The organism is Propionimicrobium lymphophilum DSM 4903, from assembly GCF_000423485.1.
GTDB lineage: Bacteria > Actinomycetota > Actinomycetes > Propionibacteriales > Propionibacteriaceae > Propionimicrobium > Propionimicrobium lymphophilum.
Map to the genome: position 1 here is coordinate 101,840 of NZ_AUIB01000007.1, position 17,475 is coordinate 119,314.

The following is a 17,475-nucleotide window of genomic DNA, read 5'->3' on the forward strand; positions in this document are numbered from 1 at the left end:
AGATCGCCCTCGTAGCCCAACGGCAGAGGCAAGCGGCTTAAACCCGCTCCAGTATGGGTTCGAATCCCATCGAGGGCACAAAATATTTCAGATCAGCCTGACTGATCTTCTCCGTAGTTCGGCTAACGCAAGTTCAGCTTGCCAATCTTGAGGCTGCGGAAGAAATTTGTTATTCTCTACGGGTTGATTCAAAAAGGATCAGCTTTTAGCAAGTGAGGAAACTCCACCTGAGTGATCTTTCGGTCGCTGGGTCGAACGTAGGAAGCGTCGTTTCGACGCACCCTTGTTAGCCTCGCTTGCGCGGGGCTTTTCTTTTTGTTCAAAGAATTTACGCAAGAGGGTTAATTCGCAAGATATAAGGTGCCCCTAGCCTGGGCGCCTGAACGATGGAGGAAATATCAGCAACGAGTTTCGGGTTAACGAGCGAATCAGGGTTCCGGAAGTTCGCTTGGTTGGGCCAAGCGGTGAACAGGTTGGCATCGTCCGTACGCAGCAGGCGCTTGATCTCGCCGAGGAGGCAAACCTCGATTTGGTCGAGGTAGCCCCGCAGGCTAAGCCGCCGGTCTGCCGTCTTATGGACTATGGCAAGTTCAAGTACGAGAACGCGCAGAAGGCTCGGGAATCCCGTCGTAATCGGTCTAATACTGTCATCAAAGAGATGAAGCTGAGGCCGAAGATCGACGAGCATGATTACAACACTAAAAAGGGTCACGTTGAGCGCTTCCTAAAGGGCGGCGACAAGGTAAAGATCACGATCATGTTCCGCGGACGCGAGCAGTCTCGTCCGGAGCTCGGCAGGGAACTGCTTCAGCGCCTGGCTGAAGACGTTGTCGATTTGGGAACCATCGAGCAGAAACCTCGCCAGGAGGGCCGCAACATGCACATGGTGCTGGCTCCCACGCGTAAGAAGAGCGAGGCTCGCAAGAAGACCAACGAGGAGCGCGACCGTAAGGCTGCCGAGCGTAAGGCTGCCGCTGAAGCGGACAAGCAGTACGAGGCCGCCCAGCGCGCTAAGGCTGCAGGCCAACCCAAGAAGAAGCGTGGTCCGGCGGACAACTTGGATCCCGATATCCAGTTGTAGATCGCTAGATACCTAGAAAGACCAATAAGTGGGCGCGCAAGCGCCTCAAGGTAAAGGAGCAACAATGCCTAAGATGAAGACGCATTCTGGCGCCAAGAAGCGGTTCAAGATTTCCGCTAACGGCAAGGTTATGCACAAGCGCGCCGGCAAGGGCCACTTGAACGAGCACAAGTCCAGCCGTCGCAAGCGCGCGCTGAATGTTGACGCCCCGCTGCACAACATTGGCGATCAGAAGAAGGCCAAGAAGCTGCTCGGCGGTTACAAGCCCAAGTCGAAGCGCGCATAAGCGCTGCTAGGCATTCCAACAAATATTTTAAGTTTTAAGGAGTACATATGGCACGCGTAAAGCGCGCGGTTAACGCGAAGAAGAAGCGCCGCGAGGTTCTGGAGTCCGCATCTGGCTACCGTGGTCAGCGTTCGAGGCTCTACCGCAAGGCTAAGGAGCAGATGCTGCACTCTGCGACTTACGCATTCCGCGATCGTCGCAAGAAGAAGGGCGATTTCCGTCGTCTGTGGATTCAGCGCATCAACGCTGCTTGCCGCGCTAACGACATGACCTACAACCGCTTCATCAACGGTCTGCGCAACGCCCAGGTTGAGGTCGACCGCAAGGTTCTGGCTCAGCTGGCAGTCGAGGACTCAGCCGCTTTCGCGAAGCTGGTTGAGGTTGCCCGCAATAACCAGCCGAAGGCTGCTTAATTGAGCTCTTCTGAGGCTTTTAACGAACCGAGCGTGACCCCGCTTTCCAAGACGCGGGCACGCTCGGTTCGTGCTTTGTTGCGCAAAAAGGAGCGGGCAGCCACAGGCCTGTTCCTTGCTGAGGGCATGCAGGCCGTTTCCGAGGCGATGAATTATGGTTTCGTCGAGACGCTAATTGTCGATGACATAGAGCGCTTTGCGGGCGACTTCGAGGGCCTAGAGGTGCTGGTCGGCACCCGTCAACAGCTTGCCGGTTTCTCCCAGACGGTGAATACGCAGGATGTGTTCGCGATTTGCCGCAACCCTGCTGTTGGGCTGGGGGCTATCGGTCAAGCCAAACTCGTGGTCATTTGCTCGCAGATTCGTGACCCTGGCAATGCCGGTACCGTCGTGCGCTGCGCCGATGCGTTCGGTGCGGATGCGGTCATTTTCACTAACGATTCCGTTGAGTTGACCAACGCGAAGACGGTCCGAGCGAGTGTGGGCAGCATATTCCATCTTCCGATCGCCGTCGACGTGGAATTTGCAGATGCGATCGATTGGGCACATAAACGAGGCCTAAACGTTTTAGCGGCCGATGCTGGGGGCGAATCAATCAATAGTCTTGATTTGTCTAAACCAACCGCTTGGGTTTTCGGTAACGAGGCTTGGGGCCTTACGGCAGACATCTCAGCGCAATGCGACGCGGTAGCTTCCATCCCGATGAGGGGCAAGGCGGAGAGCCTTAACTTGAGTACGGCTGCTGCGGTCTGCCTATTTTCGTCCCAATCCGCTCAGTCGTGAGGTCCAGCATTTTTCGTGAAAAATTCGCAAGATTTCGTTCTGCTAAGGTTGTTCTCATGACTCGAATCTTTGCGCAGCTGCTTCTAGGGGAATTCTTTACCGTGCAGGTCTAGGCCTGCCAGCTAGCGTTTTATAGGTTTCAAAATTTTGTAAGGAGCGCCCATGTCCGGGCAAGAAAAAGGCAATAGTGTGCCGCTCCAGACGCCTGATCTTCCGAATGCAAAGCCGACTCCTGCTCCCGGTTCACCGCTGGATGCAGACTTCATCGGTAAGTGCGTCGAAGAGGCTCTGAGCGCAATCGAAGCCGCAAATTCGACTGAAGAACTCAAGAAGGCTCGAGCCGATCATGCGGGAGATAAGTCTCCGCTGGCTTTAGCCAACAGGGAAATTGGAAAGCTGGAGCCTGGCCAGCGCAAGGCCGCCGGCAAGCTGATCGGTCAGTCCAGGGGAGCGGTCAATCAGGCCCTCGCCGCGCGAGCTAAGGCGCTCGCGGCTGCAGAGCTTGAGGCTCAGTTGGCTTCCGAGCATGTCGACGTTACTCTTCCGGTTGAGCTTTCGCCGGTTGGTGCGATCCACCCGATTACCGCTTTGATAGACGACATGTGCGATGTCTTCTTGGCTATGGGTTGGGAGGTCGTTGAAGGCCCCGAGTTCGAGGCGGAGTGGCTGAACTTCGATGCCCTCAACACGGGCCCGCATCACCCTGCACGCGCTCTTTCGGACACGCTGTTCGTCGAGCCGCTCGAAAATCACCTGCTGATGCGCACCCAGACCTCGCCGGTTCAGATGCGCACCATGCTGACCCGTGATGTCCCCCTATATATCGTCAGCCCCGGTCAGGTCTACCGCGCGGACGAATATGACGCCACGCATCTGCCCGTTTTCCACCAGCTCGAAGGCCTAGCGATCGACAAGGGAATCACCCTTGCAGATCTTAAGGGCACGCTCGACCACCTGGCTCGAGCCATGTTTGGCGACATTAAGACCAGGCTGCGTCCGCACTATTTCCCGTTCACCGAGCCCAGCGCTGAGATGGATCTTGAGTGCTTCGTCTGCCACGGCGAATCCGTTGGGAACCCGGAAAAGCCGTGCCGCACTTGTAAGTCTGAGGGCTGGATCGAGTGGGGTGGCTGTGGAATCGTCAACCCGCGCGTTCTCGAGACCGCAGGCATCGACCCGAGCGTCTACACCGGTTTCGCGTTCGGCATGGGCATCGACCGCACGGTCATGTTCAGGAACAACGCCCCCGACCTTCGCGATTTCGTCGAGGGCGATGTCAGATTCTCTCGTTCGCTGATTGGAGGCGCCCGATGAGGGTTTCGCTTAAATGGCTACACAGCTTGGTTGATCTTCCAGAAGACATCACGACCGAACAGCTCGGTGCGGCTTTGACTCGCATTGGCCTGCAGGTGGAGCGCATCGAAAAGATCGGCGATGTTTCTGGCCCGATCGTCGTCGGTAGGGTGCTCGAGTTCAGTGAGAAGGAACAGAAGAACGGCAAGGTAATTCGCTGGTGTCAGGTTGATGTCGGCGAGGACGAGCCGCGCGGAATTATCTGCGGTGCGCACAACTTTGCTCCTGGCGATTTGGTTGTCGTCTCGCTGCCCGGGGCGGTTCTGCCCGGAGGTTTCGAGATCACCGCTCGCAAAACCTACGGCCACATTTCCGACGGCATGATCTGCGCTGTCGACGAACTGGGAATCGGCGAGGACCACACCGGTATTCTCGTTCTGGATCCGGAGCTCGGCGCCAAGCCCGGTGACGATGCTATGGCCGTTTTGGACGCGTCCGACGAGGTCTTCGAGATCGACGTTACCCCCGATCTTGGCTGCTACGCGCTGTCCATGAGGGGTATGGCTCGCGAGGTGGCGCAGGCTTTCGGCGTCGACTTCAAGGATCCTTACGCAGAGAAGCTTCCTTCCGAGCAGAACACTGGTCAGCAGGTCCGTATCGAGACCGAGAATTGCTCCAGCTTCGTTGCGCTAACTGTCGAGGGGCTAGACCCCAAGGCGTCTTCTCCGACTTGGATGGCTTCGCGGCTGGCTGCCGCCGGGATGCGTTCCATCTCCTTGGCGGTGGACGTCACAAACTACGTCATGATCGAGTCCGGTCAGCCGCTACACGCTTACGATGCCGACCGCCTTAGCGGAGCCATCGTAGTCCGGCAGGCTAAGGACGGCGAGAAACTGGTCACCTTGGACGATCAGGAGCGCAAGCTAACCGCTGATGACGTTCTCATCACCGACGACTCTGGCCCCATCGGGCTGGCAGGCGTCATGGGCGGCCAGACCACCGAGGTCGAGGACGACACCACGAACATTGTTCTCGAAGGAGCGTACTTCAGCCCGGTTTCGATCGGCCGCACATTCCGCTATCACAAGCTGCCCAGCGAAGCCTCGACTCGTTTTGCGCGCAGTGTGGACCCGCAGCTCGGATACGCGGCCGTTCGCCGCGCAGCTGAGCTTCTGGCGGAGTTTGGCGGTGCAACAATAACGGATAAATTGACCGTGGCCGGCAAGGCAAAAGAGATGCCGCAGCAGACCATGGCAGCGGATCTGCCCGGTCGTATTCTCGGCACCGAGGTGTCCGCTCAGAAGGTGGCAGATCTGCTTCGCACAGCGTGCGTTGACGTGCAGGAGGGTGACGAATTAACCCTGACCCCGCCGTCCTGGCGAGCCGACTTGGTCGACAAGTTCGACTATGTCGAGGAGATTGCCCGCAAGGTTGGCATGGACACCCTGCAGTCACGCGTGCCCAGGGCAACCGCCGGCAGGGGGCTGACTAAGGAGCAGAAGGCCCGTCGCTCGATAATTCGAACGGCGGCCGACAGTGGTTTCGTCGAGGTGCTTTCGCTGCCATTCGTCAGCGATGCTGACCTGGACAAGCTTGGTGTCGAGCCCGAAGACGAGCGCCGCAAGATGGTTAAGCTCGCTAACCCGCTTTCTGATACGCAGCCGTATGTTCGCACGACACTCTTGCCGGGGCTGTGTGCGGCAGCAGCAAGGAACGTTTCTCGTAGCCAAACAGACCTGGCGATTTTCGAGGTCGGCTCGGTGTTCCCTGGTGGTCAAGAGCACGCCGCTCCGATGCCGAAGGTGCGTCAGCGCCCCAGCGATGAGGAAATTGACGAGCTATTTAGCTCGGTGCCGACTCAGCCTAAGTATCTAGGCGCGCTTTTGACCGGTAACTGGGTTCCTGCCAGTTGGCGTGGCCCCGCTGTGCCGGCCGATTGGGCGCACGCGGTAGCCCTCGCCCAGAATGTGGTGGCTGCTGTCGGGCTAAAGCTCGAACGCCGAAACGCCCAGCGCGCGCCATGGCACCCCGGCCGTTGTGCGGAACTGCTGGCAGGCGGAGAGGTAATCGGCTATGCCGGCGAGCTGCATCCGAATGTGGTCAAGGCCTACGAACTTCCTCCTCGTGCTTGCGCGCTGGAAATCAATCTAGATGCCTTGATCGCCGTCGCTCCCGACGGTGGCGAGGTTTCCGCGCTCTCTGCCTTCCCGATGACTAAGGAGGACGTCGCCCTTGTCGTAGACGAGGACGTCCCCGTGGCCAAGGTTCAGGAGGTGCTGACCGAGGGCGCAGGCGAGTGGTTAGAAAGCATTCGTCTCTTCGACGTCTTCCGCGGCGAGCAGCTCGGCGAGAACAAGAAGTCTCTGGCGTTCGCGCTAGGCTTCCGCCATCCAGAGCGCACGCTTAAGGAGTCCGAGGCCGTGGAAGCCCTTAACAGGGCAGTGAAGCTGGCCGCAAATAAACTCGGAGCGGTTCAACGCGCCTAAGTTGTAAGGCAAAAAAATAGCGGGCCCGATCGTGCCCGCTATTTTTTATGTTTTAATCCCTGCGAGTTTCTTCGCAGTAGTCAGCTATTCGCTCGATAGCATCTCGAAGTTTCTCTTCTTCTAGAAGCGCGACCAGCCTGAAGTGATCGGGTTCTGGCCAGTTGAAGCCGCGTCCGTGGCTGACCAAGATCTTCTTGGACTGCAGCAAACCAAGCGCCCAGTCCTCGTCATCCTCGATGGGGTAGCGTTCCGGGTCGAGCTTGGGGAACAGATACAGGGCGCCTTTCGCAGGTACGCAGCTAACTCCTGGTATTTCGTTGAGTAGCTGCGCGGATAGTTTCGTCTGATCGTAGAAACGTCCGCCTGGTTTAACCAGGTCTTCGATGGACTGAACTCCGCCCAGACAAGTCTGGATAGCGTGCTGGCCCATGACGTTGGCGCACATGCGCATGTTTGCAAGCAGGTTGATGCCCTCGAAAAGGCTCTTTGCGTCGGCTAGCGGTCCGGTGGCGACCATCCATCCGGCTCGGTAGCCGCATGCGCGATACGCCTTGGACAGCCCGGAATAGGTTATGCACAGCACGTCTTTACCCGCGCTCTTAGCAGCGTAGGTGTGCTGTCCGGAGTAGATGATTTTTTCGTAGATCTCGTCGGAAAGAACCACCAGATCGTTTTCACGAGCCACCTGGATGATGGCGTCTACTGCTTCCTTGCTGTAAACGGCGCCGGTCGGGTTATTCGGGTTGATCAGGACGATTGCTCTAGTGCGGTTGGTAACTTTAGAGCGAATGTCATCGATGTTGGGATTCCAGCCGTTCTCCTCGTCACAGCGGTAGTGAACTGCCACGCCGCCGGTCAAGGTGGTTTGGGCTGTCCACAACGGATAATCGGGTGCGGGGATGAGGATCTCGTCGCCGGGGTTAACCATTGCCTGGAGGGTGATCGAGATGAGTTCGCTGACGCCGTTACCCAACAGAACCTGGTCGACGTCAACGTCGAGACCCTTGGTTTGGTAGTAGTTCGCGACTGCGGTACGAGCGCTGTATACGCCTTGTGAATCGGAATAGCCTTCTGCCTGCTCCATGTGAGCGATGACGCTGCGACGGACGCTGGCTGGGGTGTCGAAACCGAACGGTTTCAGGTTTCCGATGTTTAGGTGCATGATTTTTTCGCCGCGGGCTTCCATTTCCTGAGCGGCGACCATGTTCCGGCCACGGACGTCATATCGCACGCCTTGGAGCCGGCTAGCCTGCTGAAATTTCATATTGCACACCTTAGTAGTATCTAGGCCATGGCAGACACCCGAACGGCAATTGTGGATGCTGCGGTCGAGATTCTCGATTCGTATGGGCTCGCTGACTTATCCATGCGCAGGGTTGCGGACGCCGTCGGTATCCAGGCGGCCTCAATTTATTGGCACTTCGCCAACAAGCAAGAGCTGTTAGCGGGCGTCGCAGACCAGATCCTCGCAGAGAGGCAAAGCTCGGTAACTATCAGCGAATGGTGCTTCAATCTTCGCCGCGCGTTGCTGCGGCATCGTGACGCTGCGGATCTTCTCGCGGCGACACTGCCGGTTGGCTTAGGCGCAAAGGGGCTTCTAAGCGAGGCGATCGACTTGCTAGAGGACGAAACCAGTCTGCCCGCCCCCGATTCTGCCGCAAAAGCTTTCTTGAGTTTTATCCTCGGCCATGTTGGTCAAGAGCAGGCTAGGCAACAGGCCGTGCAGTTATCCGTGCTGCCTAAAAACTCGATAACTATCGACGATTCGGGCTTCGAGTCGGGTGTTTCTTTGCTCGTTGCCGGTACTGCAAAACTCGGCGTCTAAGATAGTTAAGCGTAGGTCTTTATTATTTTGGACTGCCTGTCAATCTAACTTTGAGAGCACACTAACTTGAGTATGAAACGTAAAGCTGTCTCGCGGACTGCGCGGCACGGGATAATTCTGGAGCTGATCACAAACCACAAAATCAGCTCTCAGGCCGAGCTATCCAATTTACTGGCTGAACAGGGCATCGAGGTCTCGCAAAGTACGCTCAGCAAGGATCTATTGGAGATCGGCGCGGTTCGCGTCAGGTCGGATAATGGTCTTTTGATCTATGCCCGCCCGGGGTCTGAAATGGCGTCGGATCACGCGGCGTTGGAAAGCAGGCTGGCGAGGATCTGTGCCGAGGTTTTGATCTACGCCGACGCTTCGGCGAATCTGGTTGTCTTGAAGACACCGCCGGGTGCCGCTCAGTATTTCGCGTCGGCAATCGATAGGGTGGCTAACCCGATGATCCTTGGCAGCATCGCTGGCGATGACACAGTGATGGTCATTTCTAAAAAACCTGACGGCGGTCAGGAACTCGTGCAATGGTTCGTTGAACTAGCGGCGCGCTAACGCAAATTTTACGAAAGGACGATAGTGAACGCTGATCACCAAGAAGGTTTTTTGTGGGGTGGCCGCTTTGAGGGTGGCCCGACCGAGGCGATGTTCGCGCTGAGCGTTTCCACCCAGTTCGACTGGCGGCTGGCGGATCTAGACATCACAGCTTCCAAGGCGCACGCACACGCACTCGCCAAAGCCGGCCTGCTTAAGCAGGTCGAGCTGGAACGGATGGAAGATGCCCTCGATTCTATGCTCGATGATCTAGCCGCCGGAAAGTTGCGTCCCGCAGATACCGATGAGGACGTACACGGTGCACTCGAGCGAATTCTGATCGAGCGGGTCGGTGACGAATTGGGTGGCAGGCTGCGTGCCGGTCGTTCTCGTAATGACCAGATCGCCACTTTGATCAGAATTTACTTGCGTCAGCAGATTCGGGTTTTAAGCCAGGAAATTCTGGACGTAGTGGATGCGCTTAAGGGGCAGTCCGAAAAGCACTTTGGCGCAATCATGCCTGGACGCACACACATGCAGCCTGCTCAGCCGGTTCTGCTGAGCCACTCGCTTCTGGCCCACGCCTGGCCGCTGCTTCGAGACGTCTCCAGGCTTCGTGACTTGGATGCTCGTCTAGCCGAGAGCCCGTATGGTTCTGCTGCCTTGGCGGGCACGTCTCTGGGTCTGGACCCGGTTTATGTCGCCACCCAGCTCGGTTTCGAGAATTCGGTTGCTAACTCTATCGATGGCACTTCGTCTCGCGACCTGACGGCCGAGGCAGCCTGGGTTCTCGCTCAGGTTGGCGTCGATCTTTCTAGGTTGAGCGAAGACATCATCTTCTGGGTGACCCCAGAATTTGGCTTCGCTAAGTTGGACGATCGTTGGTCTACTGGTTCCTCCATCATGCCGCAGAAGAAGAACCCGGACGTGGCTGAACTGGCTAGGGGCAAGGCCGGACGTTTGATCGGTAACCTTACCGGTCTGTTGTCCACGCTGAAGGGTCTTCCGCTGGCCTACGATCGCGATCTACAGGAGGACAAAGAGCCTGTTTTCGACAGCATCGATCAGCTGAAGATTTTGCTTCCTGCAATCACAGGATTGGTCTCGACCCTGAAGTTCGACACGGAACGCATGGAGCAGGCCGCGCCTCGCGGATTCTCGCTGGCAACCGATGTCGCCGATCACCTAGTTCGGCAGGGAATTCCGTTCGCTCGCGCTCACGACATCGCCGGCCTAACCGTTAAGTACTGCGAGTCCAAGAACATTGAATTGTCAGACCTCACCCCGCAGGATCTGGGAGAGATCGCCGACGAGCTCGATGACGGTGTTCTCGAGGTGCTCAACATCCAAGGCAGCGTGGCTAGCCGAAACGGAAGAGGCGGAACCGCTCCCGAGGCAGTCAAGGCACAGCTCGCTGAGCTATCTGAAGTTGTCGCGAATCACGCACAATGGGCCTCGTCGCCGTTGAAACTTGCTATCGGGGCTTAGCTCATTATTCAAATTGCGCTAGGCTCGGCTAGGTGAATGCACTACTGGATGAATTGACCTGGCGAGGGCTCATCGCCGATTCCACCGATATTGATGCGCTAGCAGCGCATCTGGATTCGGGGCCAATCAGTTCTTATGTGGGCTTCGATCCGACCGCTGCTAGTTTGCATATCGGTCACCTCGTTCAGCTGTTAGTCGCTCGCAAGATCCAGGAAGCCGGAAACCGCCCCATCTTGCTGGTGGGCGGTGCAACTGGCATGATCGGCGACCCGAAGCAAACGGGCGAGCGCACCATGAATCCCGCCGAGGTGGTTGAAGAATGGACCGCAGGCCTAAGCGAGCAGGTTAAGAAGTACGTAGATTTCTCGGGCAGCAACGCAGCCATAGTCGTTAATAACTACGACTGGGTTTCTAAGATCCCGATGCTTGAGTTTTTGCGCGACGTCGGCAAGCACTTCTCGGTTAGCCGAATGCTTGCTCGAGACGTCGTTGCCCGCAGGCTAGAAAGCGGCATCAGCTTTACCGAATTCGCTTACGTCTTGCTGCAGTCGATGGACTATCGCGAGCTATACAGGCGATATGGTGTAACACTTCAGACCGGCGCCCAAGATCAGTGGGGCAACATCACCGCCGGTGCGAACTTTATTAAACGAACCGAACAGGCAACAGTCCACGGTCTTGTGACGCCGTTGCTCACCAAGGCGGACGGCACCAAGTTCGGCAAGACCGAGTCCGGCACTGTCTGGATCGATCCCAAGCTAACCAGCCCGTATGCCTTCCATCAGTTCTGGTTGAATACCGAGGACTCGAAGGTTATCGAGATGCTCAAGGTCTTTAGTCCGCGTGGCAAGGAAGAGATCGAGGAGCTTGCCAGGGAGGTTGAGGAGGCCCCCTATAAGAGGGTTGCACAGCGAACTCTTGCTAACGACGTCACCGATCTGGTTCATGGCGAGGATCTGAGGAAGTCCGCTGAGAAGGCTGCAGCCGCCCTGTTCGGACGCGGAGAGTTAGCTGAGCTGGACGAATCCACACTCGACGCAGTTATGGGTGAGGTACAGACACAGAAGATGGAATGTGGCTCGGAGCTTCCTTCCGTCGTGGACGCACTGGCTGCCAGTGGGGTAGTTCCTAGTAAGGGACAGGCCCGCAGGACCATTAGCGAGGGTGGCGCTTACGTCAACAACCGCAAGGTTGAGGACGCCGAGGCAAAGATTTCCGAAGAAGATCTGTTAGCCGGCAAGTACATATTGCTTCGTAGGGGCAAGAAGACTGTTGGCGGCGTAGAAATAGTCAAGTAATACTCTGACTAGGCGTTTTATGTCGTTAAATCGCCGGTGCGAAATGGCTTGCAACAGCTTTCGCACCGGCGATTTTGCATCTTGGCTTCATTGCAGTAATGTTCTTCGAGCTGCCTGAGAAGGGACACCGACGAGGGCAGTGAGATACTTAAAACTCAAGAGTGCTGATTGAAGAATCAAGATAAAACTTCGATTTGAAATCTGCTCGAGATTGTTTTAAGGTTGATCTCCGGCTCGAACGAAGAGATAGTTTCCGACTTCGAGTTTGATCTTCTTAATAAAATTGAAGATCACCTAACCGTTTCAGTTACCTCTAAAAATTTTGGGGAACGGTGTGCGTCCAAAATAGGGCCCGCCATGGATCCAAAAGGTTTGAAAAGGGATTGAGACATGTCCAAAAGGACAAGGTTGGGTAAAAATAAAATTCCACAGTGGGCTTGACTTTTTGGGGATTGTCTGTTAGACTGTTTCTGCTGGGTTGTGACCTTGCAGGGCTTTGATGGTTCTTGTTGGTCTGGTCTGGTGTGTATCAAACGATTTAGGGATTTGACAAGGGTTCTGGTTGTTTGGTAGAGTTTTGGAGCTGCCTTTTCTGGGTCCTGCTTTTTGTGGGGTTTGGTTTTGTGCGTCCGATGTTTGAGAACTCAACAGCGTGCTTTTTAGTCAATGCCAATGCATTTTTGCATTTTGTTTTTAATCCCGTGCCATTCTTTTTGGATGGTTCGAGATTCCTTTGATTACTAATGATTTGACCAGTTTTTGGTCTTTTGTCAGTTGTCGAATTTTCTGTTGACGGTTTTTTGCAGGCTTCCTTTTGTTTGGTTGCCTGTTTTGCCGATATTTTTTTGACGGAGAGTTTGATCCTGGCTCAGGACGAACGCTGGCGGCGTGCTTAACACATGCAAGTCGAGCGGTAAGGCCCTTTCGGGGGTACACGAGCGGCGAACGGGTGAGTAACGCGTGAGTAACCTGCCCCCCTCTCTGGGATAACAGTTGGAAACGGCTGCTAATACCGGATATTCAGACCTTTAGGCATCTTTTGGTTTGGAAAGTTCTGGCGGTGGGGGATGGACTCGCGTCCTATCAGCTTGTTGGTGGGGTAGTGGCCTACCAAGGCGACGACGGGTAGCCGGCCTGAGAGGGCGACCGGCCACATTGGGACTGAGATACGGCCCAAACTCCTACGGGAGGCAGCAGTGGGGAATATTGCACAATGGGGGAAACCCTGATGCAGCAACGCCGCGTGCGGGATGACGGCCTTCGGGTTGTAAACCGCTTTCAGCCATGACGAAGCTTTTGTGACGGTAGTGGCAGAAGAAGCACCGGCTAACTACGTGCCAGCAGCCGCGGTGATACGTAGGGTGCGAGCGTTGTCCGGAATTATTGGGCGTAAAGAGCTTGTAGGCGGTTTGTCGCGTCGAAAGTGTAAACTCAGTGCTTAACGCTGAGCCTGCTTTCGATACGGGCTGACTAGAGGAAGGTAGGGGAGAATGGAATTCCCGGTGGAGCGGTGGAATGCGCAGATATCGGGAGGAACACCAGTGGCGAAGGCGGTTCTCTGGACCTTTCCTGACGCTGAGAAGCGAAAGCGTGGGTAGCAAACAGGCTTAGATACCCTGGTAGTCCACGCCGTAAACGGTGGGTACTAGGTGTGGGGGACATTCCACGTTCTCTGTGCCGTAGCTAACGCATTAAGTACCCCGCCTGGGGAGTACGGCCGCAAGGCTAAAACTCAAAGGAATTGACGGGGCCCCGCACAAGCGGCGGAGCATGCGGATTAATTCGATGCAACGCGAAGAACCTTACCTGGGTTTGAAATATACCGGAAACGTCTAGAGATAGGCGCCCCGTAAGGTCGGTATACAGGTGGTGCATGGCTGTCGTCAGCTCGTGTCGTGAGATGTTGGGTTAAGTCCCGCAACGAGCGCAACCCTCGTCTAATGTTGCCAGCAAGTTATGTTGGGGACTCGTTAGAGACCGCCGAGGTCAACTCGGAGGAAGGTGAGGACGACGTCAAGTCATCATGCCCCTTATGTCCAGGGCTTCACGCATGCTACAATGGTCGGTACAGTCAGTTGCGAGCCTGTAAGGGTTAGCGAATCTGTAAAAGCCGGCCTCAGTTCGGATTGGGGTCTGCAACTCGACCCCATGAAGTCGGAGTCGCTAGTAATCGCAGATCAGCAACGCTGCGGTGAATACGTTCCCGGGGCTTGTACACACCGCCCGTCAAGTCATGAAAGTTGGCAACACCCGAAGCCAGTGGCCTAACCCTTGTGGGGGGGGAGCTGTCGAAGGTGGGGCTGATAATTAGGACTAAGTCGTAACAAGGTAGCCGTACCGGAAGGTGCGGCTGGATCACCTCCTTTCTAAGGAGCCATTTTCAACCGTTTGGTTGGTGGTTTTGTGGAACATTGACTTTTGACTGATCAGGTTTTTCTGGTTGTTTAGTACTGCTTGCTTTTGTGAGTGTGGAACGCGCTGGTTTGGTTTGGTTGGTTTTTTGCACGCTGTTGGGTTTTGAAGCCTCGGATTTTGGCTTCGTGCGGTCAAGCGCGCATGGAACGTTTTGTTTGTTTTGTGTGGTTTGGTTTCGCCCGTATTTTGAGAATTACACAGTGGACGCGAGCATCTTTGTAGATTTAAACAACAAGCTACTAAGTGCAATCGGTGGATGCCTTGGCACCAAGAGCCGACGAAGGACGTAGTAACCTGCGATAATCCCTGGGGAGCTGGTAAACGAGCTTTGATCCGGGGGTCTCCGAATAGGGAAACCTCGAAGTTACCGGAGTTGTGTCCGGCGGCCTGCACCTGAATTTATAGGGTGTTTGGAGGGAACGTGGGGAAGTGAAACATCTCAGTACTCACAGGAAAAGAAAACAATTGTGATTCCGTTAGTAGTGGCGAGCGAAAGCGGAAGTAGGCTAAACCGCATCTGTGTGATAGTTGACAGGCGTTGCAGGTGTGGGGTTGTGGGAAGTGTTTTGATCAAGCTGTTGATTGGTCGGAGAGTTAGAAATCATTAGTTAAGTAGAAGCGTGCTGGAAAGTTGCGGCATAGAAGGTGAGACCCCTGTATGCGTAAGCTAGTGACTCTTTTAATGCTTTTTCCCAAGTAACACGGAACCCCTGAAATTCCGTGTGAATCTGGCGGGACCATCCGCTAAGCCTAAATACTCCTTGGTGACCGATAGCGGACTAGTACCGTGAGGGAAAGGTGAAAAGTACCCCGGGAGGGGAGTGAAATAGTACCTGAAACCGTTTGCATACAATCCGTCGGAGCCCGAGAGGGTGACGGCGTGCCTTTTGAAGAATGAGCCTGCGAGTTAGTGGTGTGTGGCGAGGTTAACCTGTGTGGGGTAGCCGTAGCGAAAGCGAGTCCGAATAGGGCGTTTTAGTCGCATACTCTAGACCCGAAGCGTTGTGATCTATCCATGGCCAGGTTGAAGCGACGGTAAGACGTCGTGGAGGACCGAACCGACTTAAGTTGAAAATTGAGCGGATGAGCTGTGGATAGGGGTGAAAGGCCAATCAAACAACGTGATAGCTGGTTCTCCCCGAAATGCATATAGGTGCAGCGTTACGTGTTTCTTTCCGGAGGTAGAGCACTGGATGGTCTAGGGGGTCTATAAGCTTACCGAAATCAACCAAACTCCGAATGCCGGAAAGTTAGAGCGTAGCAGTGAGACTGCGGGGGATAAGCTTCGTAGTCGAAAGGGAAACAGCCCAGATCATCAGCTAAGGCCCCTAAGAGATAACTAAGTGGAAAAGGATGTGGAGTTGCGGAGACAACCAGGAGGTTGGCTTGGAAGCAGCCACCCTTGAAAGAGTGCGTAATAGCTCACTGGTCAAGTGATTCTGCGCCGACAATTTAGCGGGGCTCAAGTTATTCGCCGAAGCTATGGCATTTACACATGTACTTGATCTTTGATCCAGGTGTGTGGATGGGTAGGGGAGCGTCGTGTGTGTGTTGAAGTGGTGGGGTGACCTGACCGTGGAGTGCACACGAGTGAGAATGCAGGCATGAGTAGCGAATGACGGGTGAGAAACCCGTCCGCCGAATATCCAAGGGTTCCAGGGTCAAGCTAATCTTCCCTGGGTAAGTCTGGACCTAAGGCGAGGCCGACAGGCGTAGTCGATGGATAACGGGTTGATATTCCCGTACCGGCGTGTCAGCGATCCTGCTGAACGAGATAATGCTAAGCATGCAAGGGACTTTTTTTCACCTTCGGGTGTTTGATTGTTTCCGAGTCTGTGACCCAAGTCTCTTTTAGGCAAGCTACGGAGGGACGCAGGAAGGTAGCCGTACCGGGCGATGGTAGTCCCGGGCTAAGAGTTCGAGGGTGTCTAGTAGGTAAATCCGCTAGGCGTTTATCCTGAGGCTTGACGGGTAGACCGTATGGTCGAAATCGGTGATCCTATGCTGCCTAGAAAATCTTCGTTAGCGAGTTGTCATGTCCGCCAGTACCCTAAACCGACTCAGGTGGATGAGTAGAGAATACTAAGGCGTTCGAGAGAATCGTGGTGAAGGAACTCGGCAAAATACCCCCGTAACTTCGGAATAAGGGGGGCCGGAGAGGTTTATAGCCTTGATGGCCGCAGAGACCACGCCCAAACGACTGTTTATCAAAAACACAGGTCCGTGCCAACTTGAAAGAGGATGTATACGGACTGACTCCTGCCCGGTGCTGGAAGGTTAAGGGGAAGTGTCAACTTTTGTGAAGCACTGAACTTAAGCCCCAGTAAACGGCGGTGGTAACTATAACCATCCTAAGGTAGCGAAATTCCTTGTCGGGTAAGTTCCGACCTGCACGAATGGAGTAACGATTTGGGCACTGTCTCCACCATGAACTCGGCGAAATTGCATTACGAGTAAAGATGCTCGTTACGCGTAGCAGGACGGAAAGACCCCGGGACCTTTACTATAGTTTGGTATTGGTGATCGGAACGACTTGTGTAGGATAGGTGGGAGACTTTGAAGCTCAGACGCTAGTTTGGGTGGAGTCATTGTTGAAATACCACTCTGGTCGTTCTGGTTATCTAACCTAGGTCCATTATCTGGATCAGGGACATTGCCTGATGGGTAGTTTGACTGGGGCGGTCGCCTCCTAAAAGGTAACGGAGGCGCCCAAAGGTTCCCTCAGCCTGGTTGGCAATCAGGTGTCGAGTGTAAGTGCACAAGGGAGCTTGACTGTGAGACTGACAAGTCGAGCAGGAACGAAAGTTGGGACTAGTGATCTTACGGTGGCGTATGGAAGCGCCGTAACTCAACGGATAAAAGGTACCCCGGGGATAACAGGCTGATCTTGCCCGAGCGCTCATAGCGACGGCATGGTTTGGCACCTCGATGTCGGCTCGTCGCATCCTGGGGCTGGAGTCGGTCCCAAGGGTTGGGCTGTTCGCCCATTAAAGCGGCACGCGAGCTGGGTTCAGAACGTCGTGAGACAGTTCGGTCCCTATCCGCTACGCGCGTAGGAGTCTTGAGAAGGGCTGTCTTTAGTACGAGAGGACCGAGACGGACTAACCTCTGGTGTGCCAGTTGTTCTGCCAAGAGCACGGCTGGTTGGCTACGTTGGGAAGTGATAACCGCTGAAAGCATCTAAGTGGGAAGCACGCTTCAAGATGAGGACTCCCGCCCTTTGTGGGGTAAGACCTCCGGTAGACTACCGGGTTGATAGGACAGATGTGGAAGTGTAGTAATACATGGAGCTGACTGTTACTAATAGGTTGAGGGCTTGTTTTTTCTACAAAGATGTACGCGTCCACTGTGTTGTTCTTGGGGTACGGACGGCAACCCTTTTGGGGGTTGGTCCTAACTCGATAGTGTTTCGGTGATGATAGCGGAAGTGAAACACCTGGTTCCATTCCGAACCCAGAAGTTAAGCCTTCTAGCGCCGATGGTACTGCAGGCGGGAGCCTGTGGGAGACTAGGTAGTTGCCGGACTTTTTAATGCCCTCCAGGCTTTTGTTTGGAGGGCATTAACTTTTCACA

The 17,475-nt window shown here is 55.1% G+C and carries 11 protein-coding genes, 1 tRNA gene and 3 rRNA genes; 14 read left to right on the plus strand and 1 reads right to left on the minus strand.

What is annotated here, in order from left to right; translation table 11 throughout:
• Positions 1-5 precede the first annotated feature (5 nt).
• From G556_RS0105365 to pheT, 7 genes are all read left to right on the plus strand, one after another.
• Positions 6-78, plus strand: a tRNA-Leu gene (locus G556_RS0105365).
• Positions 79-397: 319 nt separating this feature from the next.
• The gene (infC, locus tag G556_RS0105370) at positions 398-1,081 is read left to right on the plus strand and encodes a translation initiation factor IF-3 (protein ID WP_311553305.1); all 684 of its coding nucleotides are present in this window, start codon (positions 398-400) and stop codon (positions 1,079-1,081) included.
• Between the two features lie 64 nt (positions 1,082-1,145).
• Positions 1,146-1,367: a 50S ribosomal protein L35 gene (gene rpmI, locus G556_RS0105375; protein ID WP_016455641.1), complete on the plus strand. Its 222-nt coding sequence runs from the start codon at positions 1,146-1,148 to the stop codon at positions 1,365-1,367.
• 47 nt (positions 1,368-1,414) lie between these two features.
• Positions 1,415-1,780, plus strand: coding sequence for a 50S ribosomal protein L20 (rplT, locus tag G556_RS0105380; protein WP_028822031.1), 366 nt, complete (start codon positions 1,415-1,417; stop codon positions 1,778-1,780).
• On the plus strand, positions 1,781-2,563 hold the full coding sequence (locus tag G556_RS0105385) for a TrmH family RNA methyltransferase (RefSeq protein WP_016455643.1): 783 nt from the start codon (positions 1,781-1,783) through the stop codon (positions 2,561-2,563).
• A gap of 162 nt (positions 2,564-2,725) precedes the next feature.
• Complete coding sequence (gene pheS / locus G556_RS0105395; protein WP_233418192.1) at positions 2,726-3,877, plus strand: phenylalanine--tRNA ligase subunit alpha; 1,152 nt, start codon at positions 2,726-2,728, stop codon at positions 3,875-3,877.
• Complete coding sequence (pheT, locus tag G556_RS0105400) at positions 3,874-6,342, plus strand: phenylalanine--tRNA ligase subunit beta (RefSeq protein ID WP_028822034.1); 2,469 nt, start codon at positions 3,874-3,876, stop codon at positions 6,340-6,342. The genes pheS and pheT overlap by 4 nt, the downstream gene beginning before the upstream one ends.
• A gap of 52 nt (positions 6,343-6,394) precedes the next feature.
• Here pheT and G556_RS0105405 read toward each other — a convergent pair whose 3' ends face one another.
• Positions 6,395-7,606 (minus strand): pyridoxal phosphate-dependent aminotransferase, encoded by a 1,212-nt coding sequence (locus G556_RS0105405; RefSeq protein WP_028822035.1) that lies wholly within the window; start codon positions 7,604-7,606, stop codon positions 6,395-6,397.
• A gap of 27 nt (positions 7,607-7,633) precedes the next feature.
• On the opposite strand from G556_RS0105405, the gene G556_RS0105410 reads away from it, so the two are divergent.
• The 7 genes from G556_RS0105410 to rrf all read left to right on the plus strand — a co-directional run bounded on the left by G556_RS0105410 (position 7,634) and on the right by rrf (position 17,427).
• Entirely contained in the window at positions 7,634-8,167 is a 534-nt protein-coding gene (locus G556_RS0105410) for a TetR family transcriptional regulator (RefSeq protein ID WP_028822036.1), read from the plus strand.
• 72 nt (positions 8,168-8,239) lie between these two features.
• Positions 8,240-8,722 carry an arginine repressor gene (gene argR, locus G556_RS0105415; protein ID WP_016455648.1) on the plus strand — a complete coding sequence of 161 codons (483 nt, stop codon included), beginning with the start codon at positions 8,240-8,242 and terminating at the stop codon, positions 8,720-8,722.
• Between the two features lie 24 nt (positions 8,723-8,746).
• Complete coding sequence (argH, locus tag G556_RS0105420) at positions 8,747-10,189, plus strand: argininosuccinate lyase (RefSeq protein WP_028822037.1); 1,443 nt, start codon at positions 8,747-8,749, stop codon at positions 10,187-10,189.
• A gap of 32 nt (positions 10,190-10,221) precedes the next feature.
• On the plus strand, positions 10,222-11,487 hold the full coding sequence (tyrS, locus tag G556_RS0105425; protein WP_028822038.1) for a tyrosine--tRNA ligase: 1,266 nt from the start codon (positions 10,222-10,224) through the stop codon (positions 11,485-11,487).
• Positions 11,488-12,332: 845 nt separating this feature from the next.
• Positions 12,333-13,853, plus strand: a 16S ribosomal RNA gene (locus G556_RS0105430).
• A gap of 278 nt (positions 13,854-14,131) precedes the next feature.
• Positions 14,132-17,226, plus strand: a 23S ribosomal RNA gene (locus tag G556_RS0105435).
• Positions 17,227-17,310: 84 nt separating this feature from the next.
• Positions 17,311-17,427 (plus strand): 5S ribosomal RNA (gene rrf, locus G556_RS0105440).
• Together the 16S, 23S and 5S rRNA genes form the textbook arrangement of a ribosomal RNA operon.
• Positions 17,428-17,475 lie beyond the last annotated feature (48 nt).

Coding starts and splice junctions, on each gene's coding strand:
- rpmI (WP_016455641.1), top strand. CDS start 1,146: ATGCCTAAGATGAAGACGCATTCTGGCGCCAAGAAGCGGTTCAAGATT.
- rplT (WP_028822031.1), top strand. CDS start 1,415: ATGGCACGCGTAAAGCGCGCGGTTAACGCGAAGAAGAAGCGCCGCGAG.
- pheS (WP_233418192.1), top strand. CDS start 2,726: ATGTCCGGGCAAGAAAAAGGCAATAGTGTGCCGCTCCAGACGCCTGAT.
- pheT (WP_028822034.1), top strand. CDS start 3,874: ATGAGGGTTTCGCTTAAATGGCTACACAGCTTGGTTGATCTTCCAGAA.
- G556_RS0105405 (WP_028822035.1), bottom strand. CDS start 7,606: ATGAAATTTCAGCAGGCTAGCCGGCTCCAAGGCGTGCGATATGACGTC.
- G556_RS0105410 (WP_028822036.1), top strand. CDS start 7,634: ATGGCAGACACCCGAACGGCAATTGTGGATGCTGCGGTCGAGATTCTC.
- argR (WP_016455648.1), top strand. CDS start 8,240: ATGAAACGTAAAGCTGTCTCGCGGACTGCGCGGCACGGGATAATTCTG.